18 protein-coding genes are annotated in these 18,788 nt (G+C 44.8%); 10 read left to right on the forward strand and 8 right to left on the reverse strand.

Annotated elements, in window-relative coordinates; genetic code table 11:
* Positions 1–8 precede the first annotated feature (8 nt).
* Positions 9–1,568: an NAD(P)/FAD-dependent oxidoreductase gene (locus ABHV44_RS04100; protein ID WP_459073386.1), complete on the reverse strand. Its 1,560-nt coding sequence runs from the start codon at positions 1,566–1,568 to the stop codon at positions 9–11.
* A 116-nt stretch (positions 1,569–1,684) separates the two neighbouring features.
* Between ABHV44_RS04100 and ABHV44_RS04105 the strand changes: the two genes are divergently transcribed.
* Positions 1,685–3,694 (forward strand): alpha-ketoacid dehydrogenase subunit alpha/beta, encoded by a 2,010-nt coding sequence (locus tag ABHV44_RS04105; protein ID WP_459073387.1) that lies wholly within the window; start codon positions 1,685–1,687, stop codon positions 3,692–3,694.
* A 79-nt stretch (positions 3,695–3,773) separates the two neighbouring features.
* Here the strand turns inward: ABHV44_RS04105 and ABHV44_RS04110 are convergent, their stop codons facing one another.
* Both ABHV44_RS04110 and ABHV44_RS04115 read right to left on the reverse strand, forming a co-directional pair.
* Positions 3,774–4,181 carry a CCC motif membrane protein gene (locus ABHV44_RS04110; RefSeq protein ID WP_459073388.1) on the reverse strand — a complete coding sequence of 136 codons (408 nt, stop codon included), beginning with the start codon at positions 4,179–4,181 and terminating at the stop codon, positions 3,774–3,776.
* A gap of 70 nt (positions 4,182–4,251) precedes the next feature.
* Positions 4,252–4,557 carry a DUF2752 domain-containing protein gene (locus ABHV44_RS04115; RefSeq protein ID WP_459073389.1) on the reverse strand — a complete coding sequence of 102 codons (306 nt, stop codon included), beginning with the start codon at positions 4,555–4,557 and terminating at the stop codon, positions 4,252–4,254.
* Between the two features lie 146 nt (positions 4,558–4,703).
* Here ABHV44_RS04115 and ABHV44_RS04120 point away from each other — a divergent pair, with 146 nt between their 5' ends.
* Entirely contained in the window at positions 4,704–5,048 is a 345-nt protein-coding gene (locus ABHV44_RS04120; RefSeq protein ID WP_459073390.1) for a hypothetical protein, read from the forward strand.
* Here the strand turns inward: ABHV44_RS04120 and ABHV44_RS04125 are convergent, their stop codons facing one another.
* Positions 5,049–5,558 carry a DUF2892 domain-containing protein gene (locus ABHV44_RS04125; protein WP_459073391.1) on the reverse strand — a complete coding sequence of 170 codons (510 nt, stop codon included), beginning with the start codon at positions 5,556–5,558 and terminating at the stop codon, positions 5,049–5,051. It lies immediately after the preceding gene.
* Positions 5,559–5,689: 131 nt separating this feature from the next.
* On the opposite strand from ABHV44_RS04125, the gene ytxJ reads away from it, so the two are divergent.
* The 7 genes from ytxJ to ABHV44_RS04160 all read left to right on the forward strand — a co-directional run bounded on the left by ytxJ (position 5,690) and on the right by ABHV44_RS04160 (position 13,177).
* Entirely contained in the window at positions 5,690–6,031 is a 342-nt protein-coding gene (gene ytxJ / locus ABHV44_RS04130; RefSeq protein WP_459073392.1) for a bacillithiol system redox-active protein YtxJ, read from the forward strand.
* A gap of 320 nt (positions 6,032–6,351) precedes the next feature.
* Complete coding sequence (locus ABHV44_RS04135) at positions 6,352–6,924, forward strand: IS1096 element passenger TnpR family protein (protein WP_459073393.1); 573 nt, start codon at positions 6,352–6,354, stop codon at positions 6,922–6,924.
* A 24-nt stretch (positions 6,925–6,948) separates the two neighbouring features.
* Positions 6,949–7,869, forward strand: a complete 921-nt coding sequence (gene miaA, locus ABHV44_RS04140; RefSeq protein ID WP_459073394.1) for a tRNA (adenosine(37)-N6)-dimethylallyltransferase MiaA — start codon at positions 6,949–6,951, stop codon at positions 7,867–7,869.
* Entirely contained in the window at positions 7,866–9,959 is a 2,094-nt protein-coding gene (locus ABHV44_RS04145) for an endonuclease MutS2 (protein WP_459073395.1), read from the forward strand. Before miaA ends, ABHV44_RS04145 begins: the two co-directional genes overlap by 4 nt.
* Positions 9,960–10,280: 321 nt before the next feature.
* Positions 10,281–11,090 carry a pyrroline-5-carboxylate reductase gene (gene proC, locus ABHV44_RS04150; protein ID WP_459073396.1) on the forward strand — a complete coding sequence of 270 codons (810 nt, stop codon included), beginning with the start codon at positions 10,281–10,283 and terminating at the stop codon, positions 11,088–11,090.
* A 5-nt stretch (positions 11,091–11,095) separates the two neighbouring features.
* Entirely contained in the window at positions 11,096–11,908 is an 813-nt protein-coding gene (proB, locus tag ABHV44_RS04155; protein WP_459073397.1) for a glutamate 5-kinase, read from the forward strand.
* 69 nt (positions 11,909–11,977) lie between these two features.
* Positions 11,978–13,177: a glutamate-5-semialdehyde dehydrogenase gene (locus ABHV44_RS04160; RefSeq protein WP_459073398.1), complete on the forward strand. Its 1,200-nt coding sequence runs from the start codon at positions 11,978–11,980 to the stop codon at positions 13,175–13,177.
* A gap of 82 nt (positions 13,178–13,259) precedes the next feature.
* On the opposite strand, the gene ABHV44_RS04165 is transcribed toward ABHV44_RS04160, so the two are convergent.
* From ABHV44_RS04165 to ABHV44_RS04175, 3 genes are all read right to left on the reverse strand, one after another.
* Complete coding sequence (locus tag ABHV44_RS04165) at positions 13,260–13,967, reverse strand: DUF2490 domain-containing protein (protein WP_459073399.1); 708 nt, start codon at positions 13,965–13,967, stop codon at positions 13,260–13,262.
* A gap of 86 nt (positions 13,968–14,053) precedes the next feature.
* Positions 14,054–15,679 (reverse strand): SulP family inorganic anion transporter, encoded by a 1,626-nt coding sequence (locus tag ABHV44_RS04170; protein WP_459073400.1) that lies wholly within the window; start codon positions 15,677–15,679, stop codon positions 14,054–14,056.
* 153 nt (positions 15,680–15,832) lie between these two features.
* Entirely contained in the window at positions 15,833–16,150 is a 318-nt protein-coding gene (locus ABHV44_RS04175; protein WP_459073401.1) for a hypothetical protein, read from the reverse strand.
* A 312-nt stretch (positions 16,151–16,462) separates the two neighbouring features.
* Between ABHV44_RS04175 and ABHV44_RS04180 the strand changes: the two genes are divergently transcribed.
* Positions 16,463–18,283 (forward strand): sodium:proton antiporter, encoded by a 1,821-nt coding sequence (locus ABHV44_RS04180; RefSeq protein ID WP_459073402.1) that lies wholly within the window; start codon positions 16,463–16,465, stop codon positions 18,281–18,283.
* On the opposite strand, the gene ABHV44_RS04185 is transcribed toward ABHV44_RS04180, so the two are convergent.
* A complete protein-coding gene (locus ABHV44_RS04185) occupies positions 18,242–18,628 on the reverse strand; it encodes a DUF202 domain-containing protein (protein ID WP_459073403.1) in 387 nt (128 codons plus the stop codon). The genes ABHV44_RS04180 and ABHV44_RS04185 overlap by 42 nt on opposite strands.
* Positions 18,629–18,788 lie beyond the last annotated feature (160 nt).

Raw genomic sequence — 18,788 nt, forward strand, 5'->3', positions numbered from 1 at the left:
GTGATTGATCAGCGGACAAGAGCCTCAGCGCACTTGTCCGCTGTTTTTTGTCCGTCCATGGCTGCAGAGACAATTCCTCCTGCAAAGCCAGCTCCCTCCCCCGAAGGATAAAGCCCGGCAGCTGACGGGTTTTGAAATGTCTCTCGGTCTCTCAAAATTCGTACAGGAGAAGAAGTTCGAGACTCCGGAGCTACCACAATCGCATCCGGGTGAATAAAGCCTTTCATCTTTTTGTCGTACTCGCGAAACGCCCGCTGCAGGTCACGCACGATTCTTTCTGGAAGAATTTCATCAACTCTGGCAGAAACAATTCCCGGCAAATAAGAACACTCGGGCAGCGATGCTGAAAGTTTTCCCTCGACAAAATCCTTCAATCGCTGAGCCGGCACTCGTTGAGTTTCGCCTCCAGCTTCCCAGCACTTTTGCTCGACTTCTCTTTGAAAAGCGACTCCTGCCAACGAACCTAAATGCTCGTAAGCTTTCCAATCTTCGGGGCCAACAGGTACTACAATCCCGGAGTTAGCAAACGGATTATTTCGCTTCGAAGGCGACCATCCATTGGTGACTACTTCACCCGGAGACGTTGCACACGGAGCAATAATTCCACCCGGGCACATGCAAAAGGAATAAACTCCGTAACCCTCAAGCTGGGCAACCAAAGAATATGACGCAGGAGGCAAGAGCTCGCCCCTTTCTTCGGTGTGATACTGACAAGCATCAACAAATTTTTGCGGATGCTCAACGCGAACTCCGAGCGCAAAAGGTTTTGCTTCCATTGCTACTCCCCTCTTGTTGAGCAACTCAAAAATATCTCGGGCAGAATGACCGGTAGCCAGAACTAATGCATCTACAGTTTCCCATTTCTCGCCATTCAATTCGATTGCTGCGATCTTGCCGTTTTTCACTATGAGGTCTGTCAATTTTGTCTCAAAACGGACCTGCCCTCCACAGTTTAAAATTGTGGAGCGCATGCTTTCGATTATGGCCGGAAGTCGATTCGTGCCGATGTGCGGATGGGCATCCACAAGAATATTTCTGTCGGCTCCGTGCGCGACCAGGATTTTTAAAACGCGCTCAATGTCTCCGCGCTTCTTCGACCTGGTGTAAAGTTTTCCATCTGAATAAGTGCCAGCTCCTCCTTCTCCAAAACAGTAATTTGACTCCGGGTTCACCAAATGCTCGCGGTTGAGTTTAGCTAAGTCGCGTCTTCTGGACTTCACATCTTTTCCCCTTTCAATCAAAATTGGCTTTATGCCTTTTTCAATCAATTCCAGGGCTGCAAAGAGTCCGGCCGGACCTGCTCCGACAATGTGAACTGCCTTTTCTTTTGAAACATCTTTTGAAGGAAGCTCAAACTTTTCTGGTTCGTAGGTCTCCCCATCGATATAAACTTCGAGCTTCAAATTGAACTTCACTTTCTTTTGCCTGGCGTCAATCGATTTTTTCAACAACTCTACATGCGCTATTCTTTCTTTAGCAATGCCCAGGTGAGATGCTGATTTTTGTTTTACGACTGTCGGATTTTCGGCCTCTGCTGGAAACAGCGCCAGTTGAATTGTCTGTGGCATGTAGAAAGCGTAATATCTGCTGCAAAAGTAGCAATTATCAAAGCACAGCTGTTAGCATAAATTAGGTGTGAGGGGCACATGAATTCTTAACTTAGCAGCCAATTTTTAAATCGGATATGGAGACCCTCGAGAAACCTCAAATAAAATACAAGAAGAACAAAATCGATAAAGAAAAGCTCGTTGAGCTTTACCGTGCTTTGCTCAAACCACGGATGATCGAAGAGAAAATGCTCAATCAATTGAGGTTGGGAAAAATCTCAAAATGGTTTAGTGGAATCGGACAGGAAGCCATTTCTGTAGGCGTTACAAAAGCCATGGATCGCGAAGAATACATCCTGCCAATGCACCGCAACTTGGGAGTTTTCACCACGCGTGAAATTCCTCTCGACCGACTTTTCTCCCAGTTTCAGGGAAAGGAAAACGGCTTTACCAAAGGTCGCGACCGTTCTTTCCACTTCGGCACTCAGGAATATAAAATCGTTGGGATGATTTCTCATCTCGGACCACAGCTGGGAATTGCGGACGGAATTGCACTGGCCAACAAGCTCGGTGAAGAAAAGAAAGCCACCTTCGTTTTTACCGGAGATGGCGGTGCGAGCGAAGGAGATTTTCACGAAGCAGTGAATGTCGCGGCAGTGTGGCAATTGCCCGTTATTATCGGCATCGAAAACAATCAGTGGGGCCTATCCACTCCCTCAAGTGAACAGTTCCGCTGTGAAAAGTTTGTGGACAAAGCCATTGGCTACGGAATTCCTCAGGAAGATGCCATCCAGGTAGACGGAAACAATATCCTTGAGGTTTACGAAGCGGTGGCGAAAGCGGCTGAATCGATTCGTCAAAACCCACGGCCAATTCTCATGGAGTTCATGACCTTCAGAAGACGCGGACACGAAGAAGCTTCGGGCACCAAATATTATCCTGAAGGTCTTATCGAAGAGTGGGAAAAGAAGGACCCAGTAGAAAATTTCGAACGTTTTTTGCTGAAAGAAAAACACATCACCAAAGAGCAAATTGAAGAGTTCAGATCCAAAATAAAATCAGAGATCGATAAAGGGTTAAAAGCCGCTCAGAAAGAACCTGAGATCGAGGCCAATCCAGAAAAAGAAGTTGCTGACCTCTTCGCAACATTTGACGAAGCCCCTGTTTCTGCTGGTTCTGAAACATCTGAAAAGCGATTTATCGATGCCGTGAGCGATGGCTTGCGCGAAGCAATGAGAAAGCACGACAAGCTCGTTTTGATGGGACAGGACATCGCTAAGTATGGTGGTGTGTTCAAAGTGACTGAAGGATTTCTCGAAGAGTTTGGACCGGGAAGAGTCAGAAACACGCCTCTTTGCGAATCAGCAATTATCGGCTCGGCCCTCGGTTTGAGCATTTCTGGCTGGAAGGGAATGGTAGAAATGCAATTCGCAGATTTTGTCACCTGCGGATTCAATCAGATCGTTAATAACCTGGCCAAAATTCACTACCGCTGGGAACAGAATGCAGATGTCGTTGTGCGAATGCCAACAGGTGCCGGAGTGGGTGCGGGTCCTTTCCACAGCCAGTCGAACGAGGCGTGGTTTTTCCACACTCCGGGATTGAAAATTGCCTACCCGGCCTTTCCCGAAGATGCCAAAGGATTGCTCACACGAGCTTTCGAAGATCCAAATCCGGTGATGTTTTTTGAGCACAAGGCACTCTACAGAAGTGTTAAAGGCGAAGTTCCTGAAGGTTACTACTCACTTGAATTTGGAAAAGCGAATTTGCTTAAAGAAGGAAATGACGTCACCATCGTTTCTTATGGAATGGGCGTTCACTGGGCACTTGCCGAACTCGGAAACGACTCCTCCATTTCTGCCGATCTCATCGACCTGAGAACTCTGGCTCCGCTCGACATGGAAACTATTTACAAGTCGGTGAAGAAAACGGGAAAAGTACTCGTGCTTCACGAAGATTGCGAAACTGGTGGAATTGGCGGTGAGCTAGCCACCAGAATTCAGGAAGAGTGTTTCGAACACCTCGATGCACCAGTTAAGCGACTGGGCAGCATGGACACTCCAGTGCCGTTTGCAGGAAACCTGGAAAAGGAGTTTTTGGCCTCTTCGAAATTTGCAGATGTGCTTCGCAAGTTGTTGGATTACTAGAAAAAGAAATAAAATAAACCGAAAACGCCCACAGAGTTGATCTCTCGTGGGCGTTTTTTTATTTTATTGAAGTCCTCAATTACTCCAGTTCTTCGAACTTTTTCATGATTTCTTCCAGATCTTCTGTATTCGTTGAAAAGGTAAACTCCGAAATAACGCCAGTAATAAACAGAACTATAACGGACAGTAGCGCGAGAGCCCCGAGTATCAAGCCTATGATCGCGCAAACCCTTCCGGCATTGAGATTTTTATAAGAACCTCTGTCGTAAACCTCTGGATTCTCGAAATATTTCTTTCTGTCTTTGGCTGAAATGGCCAAAGCAACTATTGCAGCTACCATTCCAAAAATACCGTTAAAGCAGCAGCAAAGTGGAATTGATACAATTCCCAAGATAAGCGTTGCTGTAGCATTGGGCAACGGACGCTTTGAGGATAACTCCTGATCTAGCGGCTTGCCTGAATCTGATTGAGGTTTGTTTTCTTCCATGGCTGAGGTGTTAAATATGGTTTTGGATTCCGTAAAAGTAAAAGAATCTACAAAAGGAACACGCTAATACTTACCACCACCCAATATTTTTTGCGAGCGCATTGACTACCATCAGGACAGCATTGATGATAAAAAGCACCTTGATGGTGAGTGCTCCGTGCTTCAACTTTAGCCATAGGTGCAAAGGCACAAAAAGAATGAGAAGAATAAACGGAATCAAAGCCGGATACATGGTGAAACTGGCCACTAGATCGCCTTTCAGTAACAACACAAACGAGCGCTGTAGCCCACAACCGAAGCAGCTCAACCCCGTCAGCGACTTAGTACTACAGGTAGCCATGTGTTCTTCAAGCCATTGGATGAGTTGCTCTCGCATTTTTTTTCGATTAAAACGTGTTTTTGAGCGATCAAACTAGTCTACTGTGGGACTAAATTGACCGCTGGATTTTTCACTGGTTTAGTAGCCTAAAACTACGTGATTTTTACTTAAATTACTGACGCTTTTAAACTTTCTAATACGCTATGCCGGTAGATCATACTGAAATAAAACAGGCAGTTCATGCCATTTTGAATGATGTTGTGGAGCAGTGTTTCCAGTACATGGTTCATTGTCCTGAGCATAGTGAAGAGTTGAACAAAATCATCACAGAAGCATCGGCTGATATTCGCAGTTTTTCCGGTCGGATCGACCAGTTTGTGGATCGCTGCGATGAAATGGAGCTAAAACAACAACTCAGCTTTGTTTCGAAAGAACTTCACAAGAAAAGCCTCATTCACCTTTCGCGGCTTCAGAGAATCCAGCAGAGTGTAGTTTCCAACGGAGACAGTGAACGCAACAATCAGTTTTTTGACGAAGAGGACGAATAATTAAATCCGCTTCATTGCTTGCTGAGCCATCTTAATTTGCTCTTTCAACATTTTCCTTTTGTCAAGTTTCTTAACGTCAGCAATCAGGTTCATGGCCTCGCGCTTTCTGCGTTTGCTCGCTGCAATCATCGCCAGTTGGAGTTTAGCAACGGCCTTGTCGTAGGTTTGCTTTAAGCCGAGTTTCAACGCTCTTCTGAAATATTTTTCAGCCTGTGCCACATTAGTCTGCGATTCCGAAAGTCCGCGCAGGTAGTAGTAGTAGGCTTCCTGTCTCTGAAAAAGATGGTCGGGATTCACACGATCCAGCCATTGTTTTGCACTGTCGAATTTTTGTCTTCTCAGTTGGACAAAAGCCACGAGGACACGAATGCTACGGAAAACAAAGAAAATGATTAACGCGGCAAGTAGGGTGATAAAAATGCCACTCGTAATATTTCCGTCAATAAACTCAAACACCGCCCATGCAAGTGTCGCCAGCCCTAAAATTCCTTTAATAATTCTTGTGTCCATCGGTGAGAAAAATTTGTGCAAATCTATTGAATTCCCTTCACCAACGAAACGTTTTTAATAACTCACTCAGTCAACTATTGATTACACCTTTTGTCGTGCATACATTTACCCTCAACAACAAAGCACAGCTCATGAATTGGCATTTCATACAAGACACTGAAGATCTGCAAAACGCAATGGACCTCTCCTATCAGCAACCGGTGATGATTTTTAAGCACAGTACGCGATGCCCGGTGAGCTTTATGGCCAAGCGGAAGGTAGAAAGCTCCTGGTCTTTCGATGACGATGCAGTAATTCCCTTCTTTTTAGATCTGATTTCATTTCGGCAGCTGTCGCAAGAAATTGCCACTACGCTGAAAGTCGAGCATCAGTCGCCTCAGATCATTTTGTTGAAAGACGGTCAGGCATCTTTCCACGCGTCCCACCACTCTATAGACACTGATGATCTGAAACCGTTTTTGCAGGCAAGTTAAGGTAACTAACAAAGTGACCAAAATTCAAAAAGCCCCACAACCTTATCTCTACCTTCTCTCCACTTTATCTCCAGAAAACCTCAAGCACCAGGTCCCAAATTCCAAACTCCAAAACTCAACAGGCAAAGGAAACAGTTCATGCAAAACCCCACGACCTTACGTCAACCTTATCTCTCAAGAACTCAAGCACCAAATTCCAAACTCCAATAGCTCCAGCGCTCAACTGACAATTCACAAGAACCAGCTTTGCCACGGTCTCAGCTCCACCTTCCTCCACAATTTTGTACCTTTGCCGACCTAAAAAAACAGCACACGACTTTATGAAGGTTTATAAGTTCAGGGTAGTTATCGACCTCGAAGAAGACATTTTTAGAGATATCGAAATAAAAACCGATAGCACCTTTCTGGAACTGCATGATGCCATCAAAAGTGCCTTTGATTTCGAAGGCCAGGAAATGGCGTCTTTCTACATGAGCAACGAAAATTGGGATCGCGGACAGGAAATCCCACTGGAGAACATGGACGTGAAGACTGACAGCGGAAAAACTGTCACTATGAAAAACGCGGTGCTCAACGAGTTCATCACTTCGCCTGAAGAGAAAATCGTTTACGTTTATGACTTCTTGCGAATGTGGTGTTTTTACATTGAGTTGCTGGCTATCAAAAAAGCAGCGCCTTCTACTCTCTATCCCAAGCTGACCATGGTTTTTGGGGATGCTCCAAACGAGGAAGACAAAGAAATGGACCTCTTCATGGACGTGGTGAAAGATGACAGTGCAAAAAATTCGGGTTCTACTGGAGATCCCGAGCTGGACGCTTACCTCGATGATGACAACGAGGACGAAGATCACGATGACTACGAAAGCCTTGACGACCTCGATCAATACATGTAAGAACATGTGCAATCGGTCTAATCGATGAAAAAAAACCGACCTCTTCTCGTTGTAATTTCTGGCCCTACAGCCGTTGGGAAAACTAAAATGGCCATCGATGTCGCCAATCATTTCGACACCGAAATCGTTTCAGCAGATTCCCGTCAGTTTTTTAAAGAAATGAGCATTGGCACAGCGAAGCCAACCGAGGAAGAGCGCGAACAGGCTCCTCACCATTTTGTGGACTTTCTCCCTGTGGATGATGACTATTCGGCTGGTGATTTCGAACGAGACGCTTTACAAAAGCTCGAAAAAATCTTTTCAAAAAAATCGATAGCCGTGCTGACAGGCGGTTCTGGACTTTACGTGGATGCCGTTTGCCGGGGATTGGATGATCTGCCAAAAAGTGACGAAGAAAGGAAAAACCTCAATAATCAGCTCAAAACGGAAGGTATTGAAGTACTTCAGGAAGAGCTCAAAATGAGAGACCCCGCATTTTATCAAAAAATTGATCTGCAAAATCCTCAACGGTTAGTGCGAGCGCTGGAAGTTTGCAGAGCTTCTGGAAAACCATTCTCGAGTTTTCGCGCCAACACGGCCAAAGAAAGACCTTTCGACATTCTGAAAGTGGCACTTTACACAGATCGGAAACTGCTCTACGAAAGAATTAACATGCGTGTGGATCAGATGATTGAGGACGGTTTGATCGATGAAGCTGAATCACTTTTTCCAAAAAGAAATCTGAACGCGCTGAACACAGTGGGTTACAAAGAACTTTTTAGTTGGTTGAATGGTGAGTTGAGTCGCGAAGAGGCCATCGAAGAAATAAAAAAGAACACGCGCAGGTTTGCAAAGCGACAACTCACCTGGCTCAGAAAAGACGAAACCTATCACTGGATTCACACCGGAGATACGGATGGTGTTCTGGAATTGATAAACAAAAAACTGAAGAAGAACGGTAGATGAAAAATTTCGACCAACGTGTGAGCAACGACCTTGAGTTTGACGTCATCCGTCTGATGCTGCACGACTTCTGCATTGGCGAAACTGCTCGCTTGCGAATGGTCGACCTCTCTCCAATCGATTCTTTCAGAGCACTCGATAAAGAACTTCAGCGAAGCAAGGAGTTTCATCGAATCCGCATCGAGGGGGAAACTTTTCCAGCTCTCGATTTCGAAGAATTGAAAGACGAAATCAGGCTTTTGGAAGTGCGCGACTCAGCACTTTCAGAAGAGTCTTTTCTAAACATTTTGCGCGCGTCCCTACTCGGAAATGACATTGTGCAGTTTTTCAAGGGTCGGCAGGAAGATTTTCCGCTCCTCTGTGAGCTTGCTGGACGCATCCGCTACACCAAAGATCTGACTGTGCCGATTGAGAAAGTCTTTGACAAAAGAGGCAAAATCAAAGACACTGCCTCGCCTAAACTCAATGAAATCAGAAAGGATATTGGGAATGTCAAAAGGCAGATCAATCAGAATTTCGACAAGGAAGTCAAAAAGCTCCAGCGACAGGGATTTCTTTCGGATATGAAAGAAGCCTACCTCAGCAACAGAAGAGTGCTTTCAGTGGAGTCTTCTCACAAGAGGAAAATCAGCGGAAACGTACTCGGCTCTTCGAAAACTGGGTCGCTCACTTACATTGAGCCACAGTCGAACATCGGCCCCAACAACGAGCTCGAAATGCTCTACGATGATGAGCGCAAAGAAATTTTCAGAATTCTCAAGGAGCTGACAGCCGAGATGAGCCAGCACCTCGATCTGATCATTGGCTATCAGGAAGTGCTCACAGAGCTGGATTTTACGAACGCAAAAATAAAACTTGCACTAGAGCTGGATGCCGACCTACCTGCCATTGGCGACCAGCCGCACATTGAGCTGATCGATGCTTTTCACCCTGTGCTGCTTTTGAACAACAGGAAGTCGGGCCTTAAAACCGAACCTCAGTCACTCAAAATGGACAAGTTCAGCAGAATGCTCGTCATCTCGGGGCCCAATGCCGGGGGAAAGTCGATCACTCTGAAAACAGTAGGCTTGCTACAGGTGATGCTGCAAAGCGGATTGCTGGTTCCAGTAAACTCCAACAGCAAGATGAGCTTCTTTCAGCAAGTGCTCACAGATATTGGTGACAATCAGTCGATAGAAAACCAGCTCAGCACTTACTCCTATCGCCTAAAGCGGATGAAGCACTTTTTGGAAGTTTCCAACAGACGGACACTCTTGCTTCTGGATGAATTTGGAACCGGATCCGATCCTGAACTTGGAGGTGCACTGGCGGAGGTATTCTTCGAAGCGCTTTACAACAAAAAGAGCTTTGGTGTGATCACCACCCACTACTCCAACATCAAGCTGAAAGCGGCCAACCTCAAAAATGCGATGAACGGCTGCATGCTTTTCGACCGAGAATCGCTAGAGCCCACCTACAAACTCTCAGTGGGCCAGCCCGGAAGTTCTTTCACTTTTGAAGTTGCTCAAATCAACGGCATCCCGATGGAACTCATCGAGAAGGCAAAAGAAAACCTCAAAGACAGCACGGTGCTGATGGACAAGCTGCTTAGTGATTTGCAAAAAGACAAATCGCGGATGCAAAGCCTCAAAACAGAACTGGAAGAGGCGAAAGCAGCTGCTCGAGAAGCAAAGTCGAGTTTCGAAAAGCGAAAAAAACGACTCGATGAAAAGCACGAGGTGCAGCAGAAAATGATTGAGCGCAACAACAAGTATCTGCACAAAGGCAAAAAGATGGATCAGTTCATTCAGGAGTACACAAAGCCAGGAAACACAAAGCAGACGCTCACTGAAGTGAAAAAATTTCTGGCTATGGAAAAGGCAAAGATTGAGGAAGAGAAGAAAAAGGCCAGACTGAAAAAGCAAACTACGAAGCCCAAAAAGGCAAAGAAACGCGAAAAGAATATCGCCAAAATTGTAGTCGGTTCACTCGTTAAGCTTCGCGACAGCAAGCAAACTGGCGAAGTCATTCAGTTAGATGGGAAATCGGCAACGGTGGCCTTTGGAAACTTCAAAACAAAAGTAGAAACCCAAAAACTGATTTTCGTGAAATGATCGAGAGCGACATTTTTAAAGAAATATCAGACCATTCAAAATATTCTATTTGGCCCGAGGTGCCTTATTTGCAGGAAACCCGACTATCTGTCGGGAATGTGGGGCGTTTTTTCTACAACCTGTCAGTTGGTAGCAAGCGGGCCAATTTTAGCAATTGTCAGGAAAACGTTGCGAACCGTACAAATCACGGGGATTTGAGCCCGAACAACTACACTTCCACCCTTCCTTCTGCACAAAGATTGCACTTCAGGAAATCGAAATTAACTAGTAATCAACCGCGACTTTGCGGAAATTTAATTTTCATAAAAACCAACAAACGTAATGAGAGTACTTGTCATTGGAGCAGGTAATATGGGTCTTGCCTATGCGCAGGCCATTTCAAAATCGGAATACTTGAGGAAAGACGACCTCATGATTCTGGACAAATCAGCCGACAAAACAACAGAGCTGAAAAAAGTTAGCAACTTCGATGTTTACGAAGATGTGAAAGACTGTGTTCCTCAAGCGGACATAATCTTTGTAGCAGTGAAACCTTATCACTGCGATGATCTCTTTGAAGAGATGAAACCATACACAGGTAAAGAACAAATCATTGTTTCTATCATGGCAGGTGTTACGATTGCTCACGTGAAAGAAGGCCTGGGCGTTACCAAGGTGGTTCGAGCAATGCCTAATTTGCCAGCACAAATCGGAAAAGGTTTGACATCATTCACAGCCTCAGATGAAGTAACTCGTCTGGAGCTTTTGACTGTTGAAAATCTCATCGATACAACCGGACGATCAGTAAAACTCGACAGTGAAAATGACGTGGATGCTTCAACTGGAATTTCGGGTAGTGGTCCGGCTTATATTTTCTACTTTATGCACTCAATGCTCGAAGCAGCCTTGAAAATGGGCTTCACTGAGCACGACTCAAAAGTATTGGTAGGACAGACTTTTGCCGGTGCAGTTGAACTCTTCAACAACTCTGACCTCAGTCCCGAAAAATGGATGGATCGAGTAGCATCAAAAGGTGGTACTACCCGTGCTGCGTTAGATTCTATGGAAGATAATAATGTGAAAGATCTTATTGAGGAAGCCGCTTATGCTGCATTCAACAGAGCGGTAGAACTCGGTAAAGAAAACGCCTAATGACCATGAATTCTGAACAACATACAAGACCAAAACGAATTGTCGTAAAAGTCGGCACTAATGTGATGACCAATCGAGACAATCGAATTTTAGGACCAGTACTTCGAAATCTTGCTGCGCAAATTGCAGAGCTCTACGAAGAGGACGTGATGACCATTCTCGTTTCTTCGGGTTCAGTAATTGCCGGGAAAGAGGTTCTCGATGAAAACACAATCGAGGACATTGAAGACCCGACAGTGCGCAGACAGGTTTATTCGGCTGTTGGCCAACCGCGCATGATGCGCCACTACTACAGCATCTTCCACGATTTTGGAATGCGATGCGGACAGGTGTTGGCCACCAAACGGGACTTCGCTCCTGGCAAGCACAGAGAAAACCTGGTGAACTGTTTCGAAGGACTGCTGTCTAAAGGGATTGTTCCTATCGCCAACGAGGATGATGCAGTTTCGCTGAGCATGTCAATGTTTACGGACAATGACGAATTGGCAAGTCTGGTAGCTGAGCTGCTGAGTGCAGATATGCTCATTTTGCTCACCGACATAGATGGACTATACACCGGGCATCCTGATGATGCCGGATCTAGACTTTTGAACCATGTGACACCTGACCAACCTGTTGAAAAGTATATTCAGGAAAATGAAAAGGCAGATGGTGAAGGTCGCGGTGGAATGGAATCGAAGCTCGGAGTGGCCAAAAGCACAGCTGCCAAGAACATTCCGACCTTTATTGCTAACGGCAAGCAAGACCGTGTGATTCTGGATATTGTCGATGGCAAAGAAGTGGGCACGAAGTTCACTGATGACAGTGATATGGAATAATTAAATGGAAGTGATGTCCGCAAGTCGGGCAAACAAATATTGTAGAATTAAAAAAACAGATAAATAGATATGGAGCTTTTAAGCACCGAAAAGAAAAATAGCGTTTTGAAATCCATGATGAATATTCTGGATAAAAAGCGCCACGAAATTATTAAAGCCAATAAGCAAGACTTGGATGAGTTCGACAGGGACGACCAGGCGATGTACGATCGACTCATTGTTGACGAGAAAAAAGTTGACGGAATGATCCAGGCCGTAAAAGAGGTGATGGATCAGGAAGACCCTGTGGGCAAAGTGATCAGCGACAGAACGTTGGACAACGGCTTGAAGATCACCAATAAAACTGCCCCTTTCGGAACGATCATGATCATTTATGAGTCTCGTCCGGATGTTACTATCGAGGCAGCTGTTTTGGCATTTAAAGCCAACAGTAAGATCTTCCTGAAAGGTGGTAAAGAAGCCAAGCACAGCAATAAAAAATTGGTAGAATGCTGGCACGAAGCACTTGAAGAAAACGGTCTTGGTAAGCACTGGATCGAAATGCTTCAAATGAACCGCACCGAAACCCAGGAGTTCCTCAAGAACCCATCAGAGCACATCGACCTGATTGTGCCAAGAGGAGGAGAAAAACTTATTGCTTTTGTGAAAGAGCATGCCACGGGAGCTGTATTGGTAAGCGGTCGCGGAAACAACTTCGCTTTTGTCGAGAAGGATGCCGACTGGGAAAAGGCAAAAAAAGTGATGATCAACGCCAAGACCGACAAGATCTCTGGATGCAACGCCCTCGATAAAATTTTGATTGATAAAAACATCGAAGATTTTGAAGGAAAGGTGAAAGATCTTCGCGACACACTGAAAAACCTCGATGTGGAAATCCTGGCGAGCTCAGATGTGAAAGGAATTATTTCTGAAGAAGAAGAAGTGCCTGCAGAGGATACCTGGTACGAAGAGTTTTTGGCGATGAAAGCTGTAATTGGAGCTGCTGACAGCCTCGAAGACGCCATCCAGAAAATCAACAAGTACTCTGGAGGTCACTCATCGATTATCCTTACAGAGGACACTGACAAAGCAGTGAAATTTATGGAGCAAATTGACAGTGCTGCTGTTTATCAAAATGCTTCAAGTAGATTTACAGACGGTGGTCAAATGGGCGTTGGAGCCGAGCTGGCCATCAGTACCGACAAGCTTCACCACCGCGGTCCGCTCGGACTTGAGCAGTTGGTGACCAACAAATATTACGTGCTCGGTACAGGACAAGTAAGAGGATAATCTCTAATAAATAGATCAAACAAAAAAGCCTTCAACTTTATCGGTTGAAGGCTTTTTTTATGTTTTTGATACTCGCTTAAATTCAATCTCTTCTAAAATCCGGATTGTAAACCAGTGTGAATTGGAGATACCGTTTTCCGAAGTTTGATTGTTGTTGATGCAGCAAGCCGGCCTGCACCTGAGTAGCCGCATTTATCTGGTACCCCAGAGCTGCATAGGCTCTGTTTCGGTCGAAGAACACCTGTTCCCCATTCACAAATATTTCATCGTAAAGCCCAATGAAAATCGCCTTAGGTCCCATCTGCTTTTTGTTGAGTGGGATAAAAGCCATGAGCCTGTAGCGAAACCTGTTGCGGTAGTCGTCATCTACCCAGCGCTGTTCTACCCGGTAGCGGTGTTCAAATTTCACTCTACCGAGATAGTTGTTCATGATCAACTGCTGCCAGATTCTGTGCTCTTCCTGCTCCGGAGCAGACTGCTCAGAATCGTAAACGTATGACGGAATGTAGGCGTAGCCTGCAGTTACAAAAGCATTTTCATTCAGGTGATAATTCAATCCGGTTCGAATCATGAGTTGCTCGACATTCACCGGCAGTGCCGTGTGATTTCGGTATTGAAATTCGGTATGAACACTGAGCTTTTCAGAGATTCGATTTTGACCAAAATACATCAGCCAGTTGCCGATTTCTGACGGTGGTTGCTGGGCAAGTGACGACAGGCTACAAACTGCAAAAATCAGCAGCATGAAAAGTCCTCGCCTTCTTTTGGAAAGTAATATTCTTTGTTTCATTAAAATGGGCATTTGAGACAAAAAGAAGCCGGGAGAAATGATTTCAAATCTCCCGGTTCACTTTGTAACACACAGTGGACAAAAAGCTAGTTGTCCCCCGGTTCGATTACTTCTTTTTGAATTTTTTGATTCTGGTCGTTGACCGTAACTGTGATGTGATCAGGAGCCTGCTTCTCTCTTTCTTTGTAGAGATCAACAAGAGTAAGAGTGATATTCCTATTAGTAGCACTTTTCTTAAAGTTCTCAATCACCTCGAGCACATCCTGATCGATGTACTGTGTTTCTGACATGTCTAGCTCCACTTTGCTGTCGTTTGGAATTTCATCGAGAGTCTTCAGAATTGTTGCTTTATTGAGGAAAGTCACCTCCTGAGCGAGTTTAATTTTAAACTCTTTTCCACTTCCATTATCTTGTTTGTTGAGCGCATACGCCACTCGATAATTGTTGTAAAGCAAGAAAATCACAGCGACCACCAAACCTATTGCAAGACCAGTGAGTAGGTCAGTAAATACAATTCCAAGAACAGTTACAACAAACGGTACAAATGCGCGCATACCGTTGGCAAACTGCTTCTTCCAAACTGACGGGCGAGCAAGCTTAAATCCGACTACCATCAGGATAGCAGCGAGAGTGGCCAATGGAATCATGTTTAGTAAGTGCGGAATGGCAATGATACTTCCCAGGATAAGGAAACCGTGAATCACTGCCGCAGCTTTTGTTTTACCACCCGTTTGAATGTTGGCCGAGCTACGAACAATCACCTGAGTAATCGGCAGTCCACCGATCAAACCGGAAACAACATTACCAATTCCCTGAGCTCTCAGCTCTCTGTTGGTCGGTGTCACACGATTGTGTGGATCAATTTTGTCGGTAGCTTCCACGCAAAGTAGCGTTTCGAGACTTGCCACTACAGCAATGATTACTGCAGTCACGTAGATTTCGGTGTTTGCCAGTGCGCTCCAATCAGGAAAAGTAAAGTTATTGAAGAACCCATCAATACTTTCAGATTCAGGGATCTGAACCATGAGTTCATTCGGCAATTTAAGACCACCTTTCATCCCAAAGTAGTAAGCCAACAAAGAACCCACAATCACAGCTACCAGCGGCCCAGGGACAATTTTCATCCCTTTTATGTTTTTGATGAATTTCGTTTCCCACAAGAGGAGAATTCCAAGTGAAACTGCGGTGATGATTAACCCTGCAGGGCGAATGAGCTCCGCCAGATAAGGTATTCCTCCGATTATACCGTGTTCATCGAAAACAGCTCCGGATTCAGCATCTGCGATTCCGAAGGCCAGAGTGATTTGCTTCAAAAAGATGATGGCTCCAATACCGGCCAACATCCCAACGATGACAGATGATGGAAAATAGTAGGCAATAATTCCACCTCGAACCAGGCCGAGAATGAATTGAATGATTCCGGCAAGAACCACCGCTACAAGAAAAATCTCGAATGCTCCAAGATCCTGGATGGCGTTGAGTACGATTACTGCCAGTCCGGCAGCAGGTCCGCTCACACCGAGCGAAGAACCACTTAAAGCTCCGACTACAATTCCACCGATCATCCCGGCAATCAAGCCCGAGAAGAGAGGCGCTCCCGATGCGAGAGCAATTCCTAAACAAAGTGGTACGGCCACCAGAAAGACCACAATACTCGCAGGTATGTCGTCTTTAAAATTCTTAAATGGACTGAATTTATTATCTGAACTCATATTATTCTTATTGAAGTTACAAAGTGAAGCACCTGTGAAACAGGCTTGTAAACTGATTATTTGATTTAAAAACTAGATAAAGTGAAAGACATCGCTTCAAGAAAAGCGATGAAAGAAAAAAGGCACTCGGCCATCTGCTCTATTCAGAGCTATTTAAAGCCGTTCGGGAGGGGAATAGGGAATTTCGTAAAACCCATTTTCTAGATTAGTAGAAATCTGATCCAGAGATGTCTCTTCTGAAAAATAAAAGAAAGAAAGCTCGAGCAGCTCTTCCGGCACCTGATGTACCTGAAACTCGCCATCACTCGAAGAAGAACCGGACTCCTCCTGACATTCTTCAGGAAGTATGGTCATATTTTCAACCTCACAGCCAGCATTGATAAACTTGAGATACAGCGAGAAGTCGACCGCGATTCCGGCCATAAACCCTGTAAAAACAAGCAACATCATATATGCGTAGATCTTCTTCAAGTCTGCAAAATTAAATTTCTCAGTCAAGACCACCTAAACGTACTAAGTTAAAAAAACTAAGTCAACCAGATAACTTACTGATCAACAATACTTCACACCCACGACTAATCTTTGCCAAATTCTTCATGATGAAAATTCCAAAGCATGCACTACTCTGGAAAAGCTTGCACGATAGTACCGCCATGATTACTTTTCTGTATTTAATCCGCAGAATATATAACTGAAACGATCAAAAATGTTACTTTGAAATTTACCGCATTAGTCCTTATGGACCAGTCTAACTAAGCTGTTGATTTTAGATCTTGATATTATATGGACCTTCACGCTATCATCACCCTTGTCATAATCGTGATATCCTTTGTGCTCTTTGCCACTGAGTATTTTTCCGTAGATCACATTGCTGTAGGAATCATGGTGGCATTCGTACTAACTGGAGTTTTGGAGCCTTCAGAAAGCCTCGAAGGCTTTTCAAATACTGCAACGCTCACCGTGGCTGCCATGTTTGTGTTGGGCGACTCTCTCATAAAGACTGGAATCATAGAGAGTGTAGGTCCGTTTTTTAGAAGACTGCTGTCGAAAGGATACAAACGCTCGATCCTAAGTTTGAGCTCTTTTGTAGGAATCATTTCGGGCTTTATTAACAACACACCCGTAGTGGCCACTTTTATCCCAATCGTTTCTGATTCCGCCAGGAAAAACAATAAACACGCCTCCAAGTATTTAATTCCGCTTTCATTCGGAGCTATCTTCGGAGGCACCTGCACGCTGATCGGTACTTCAACAAATCTACTGGTTGACGGTATCGCCAGAAACAATGGCCTCGAAGGTTTCTCTATGTTTCTGTTCGCACCTCTGGGACTGATCTTTTTCGCTGTAGGTGTAATTTATCTGATTTTCTTCTCTAATAAACTCCTTCCCAAAAGGGAAAACCTTGAAGAGTTTGAGGAAGATAGCAGCGTGAAAGACTACCTGTCAGAGATCAAGGTGATCAAAAGAATCAATGAATATCAGGAGGGTGAGGAAAAGGAAGAGGAGAAAATCACCATCAATCAAATTTTTGACACTGATGAGGAAGAAAAAATCGAAGTGAAACGAGTTATGCGCGATGGTGAGGTGCACAAGAAACCCCAACCCGATTTTGAGTTGAAAAAGAACGATACTCTGCTGGTGAGTGGCGACCTGAAGCACATCAAAAACATCATGAAAAACGAGTTGCTGGAAATGTCAGAAACCCTGAGCGACCGGCAATTTCCCGAAGAGGCTACCAAGGTGCTCGAAATCGTGATCATGCCCAATTCCGAATTGGTGGACAAAAAACTGGATGACCTCGATTTCTTCGATCGGTACCAGGCGCGTGTATTGGGAATTCGACAAAGGGGACGACAAAAATTCGAAGACCTCGGAGACGTTGTTCTTCGTCCGGGTGATGTGCTCTTGCTCCAGACCAACAGGGAAGGAAATAAAATGCTTTACAAGGCTGAGAGAAAGCGAACTGCTCCATTTTTATCGCTTAGTGAAAGTGGAATTGAAAATGTGAATAAGGGAAATCTACTGAAAGTGGGAGCTGTCATTTTGGCCATTATTCTATTGGCAACATTCGAAATTGTGCCCATCGTTATTGGCTCATTTGCCGGCATTTTTGTGCTGGTTCTCATGGGGATCATTAAAATGGAGCGAGCCTATCGGGCCATCGACTGGAAAGTCATCTTCCTCCTGGCAGGCGCCCTGAGCCTGGGAGCAGCCATGAATAAAACTGGTCTGAGTGAGATGGTTGCTGCATTCATTGAAAATCAAATCGCTGCTCAATACGGTCCTGTGGTCGTGATTTCCGTGCTCTACCTCGTCACTTCTGTTTTCACTGAAACCATGTCTAACAATGCTGCAGCCGCACTTTTGGCTCCAATTGCAATTTCACTTGCGCAATCCTCCGACCTCGACCCACTGCCATTTTTGATGGCCATCACCTTTGCCGGCAGTGCGAGTTTTATGACTCCCATCGGCTACCAAACCAACACGATGGTTTACAGTGTGGGTAAATATGAGTTCAGGGATTTTCTCAAAATCGGATTGCCTCTCAATCTCATTTTCTGGCTACTCGCCACTTTCCTGATTCCTGTTATTTATCCGTTCTAGCTGCTCCTCGTTGAGACCAATAGAATCGTAAAACTTCTTTAGTTTAACTCTCAAAACGATGTACCGGACAATGCCGTAGATCAAAAGAAAGACACTGATTCCCAGAGCCACGTAGCCTGCCCAGCGCAGATTTTCGAACTGTTCTACCTCCAGCAATCCAATACCACCCAAAACCAGATATAGACTTGTTCTGATGTACGAAAAAAGTGTCCGTTCATTGGCAAGCGTAGTCCGCTGCATGGCGAGGTAGTCGCGCAAGATAATCTCGTCTTTGGTATCAAAAGTCTTTACAATTTTCGAAGACATTTTATTCGCAATCTTTTTTCTGCTCCACTTATCATTCATGAGTTTCGCTGTGTTAGTCATCTGAGTAGAATGAAGGTCAAGATAGATAAAGATATTTTCATATAAAACTCTCAGTCTCTTGCTCACTGAGATTCAAAGGAAGTCATCTGTTGAAACTCCACGCATCACCCAAAAACTTAACACGGCCCTCTGAACCCTC

Origin of the sequence: Halocola ammonii, assembly GCF_049334165.1 — a bacterium.
Taxonomy (GTDB): Bacteria; Bacteroidota; Bacteroidia; order Flavobacteriales_D; family Sanyastnellaceae; genus JBEGHD01.

Coding starts and splice junctions, on each gene's coding strand:
- ABHV44_RS04100 (WP_459073386.1), bottom strand. CDS start 1,568: ATGCCACAGACAATTCAACTGGCGCTGTTTCCAGCAGAGGCCGAAAAT.
- ABHV44_RS04105 (WP_459073387.1), top strand. CDS start 1,685: ATGGAGACCCTCGAGAAACCTCAAATAAAATACAAGAAGAACAAAATC.
- ABHV44_RS04110 (WP_459073388.1), bottom strand. CDS start 4,181: ATGGAAGAAAACAAACCTCAATCAGATTCAGGCAAGCCGCTAGATCAG.
- ABHV44_RS04115 (WP_459073389.1), bottom strand. CDS start 4,557: ATGCGAGAGCAACTCATCCAATGGCTTGAAGAACACATGGCTACCTGT.
- ABHV44_RS04120 (WP_459073390.1), top strand. CDS start 4,704: ATGCCGGTAGATCATACTGAAATAAAACAGGCAGTTCATGCCATTTTG.
- ABHV44_RS04125 (WP_459073391.1), bottom strand. CDS start 5,558: ATGGACACAAGAATTATTAAAGGAATTTTAGGGCTGGCGACACTTGCA.
- ytxJ (WP_459073392.1), top strand. CDS start 5,690: ATGAATTGGCATTTCATACAAGACACTGAAGATCTGCAAAACGCAATG.
- ABHV44_RS04135 (WP_459073393.1), top strand. CDS start 6,352: ATGAAGGTTTATAAGTTCAGGGTAGTTATCGACCTCGAAGAAGACATT.
- miaA (WP_459073394.1), top strand. CDS start 6,949: ATGAAAAAAAACCGACCTCTTCTCGTTGTAATTTCTGGCCCTACAGCC.
- ABHV44_RS04145 (WP_459073395.1), top strand. CDS start 7,866: ATGAAAAATTTCGACCAACGTGTGAGCAACGACCTTGAGTTTGACGTC.
- proC (WP_459073396.1), top strand. CDS start 10,281: ATGAGAGTACTTGTCATTGGAGCAGGTAATATGGGTCTTGCCTATGCG.
- proB (WP_459073397.1), top strand. CDS start 11,096: ATGAATTCTGAACAACATACAAGACCAAAACGAATTGTCGTAAAAGTC.
- ABHV44_RS04160 (WP_459073398.1), top strand. CDS start 11,978: ATGGAGCTTTTAAGCACCGAAAAGAAAAATAGCGTTTTGAAATCCATG.
- ABHV44_RS04165 (WP_459073399.1), bottom strand. CDS start 13,967: ATGAAACAAAGAATATTACTTTCCAAAAGAAGGCGAGGACTTTTCATG.
- ABHV44_RS04170 (WP_459073400.1), bottom strand. CDS start 15,679: ATGAGTTCAGATAATAAATTCAGTCCATTTAAGAATTTTAAAGACGAC.
- ABHV44_RS04180 (WP_459073402.1), top strand. CDS start 16,463: ATGGACCTTCACGCTATCATCACCCTTGTCATAATCGTGATATCCTTT.
- ABHV44_RS04185 (WP_459073403.1), bottom strand. CDS start 18,628: ATGAATGATAAGTGGAGCAGAAAAAAGATTGCGAATAAAATGTCTTCG.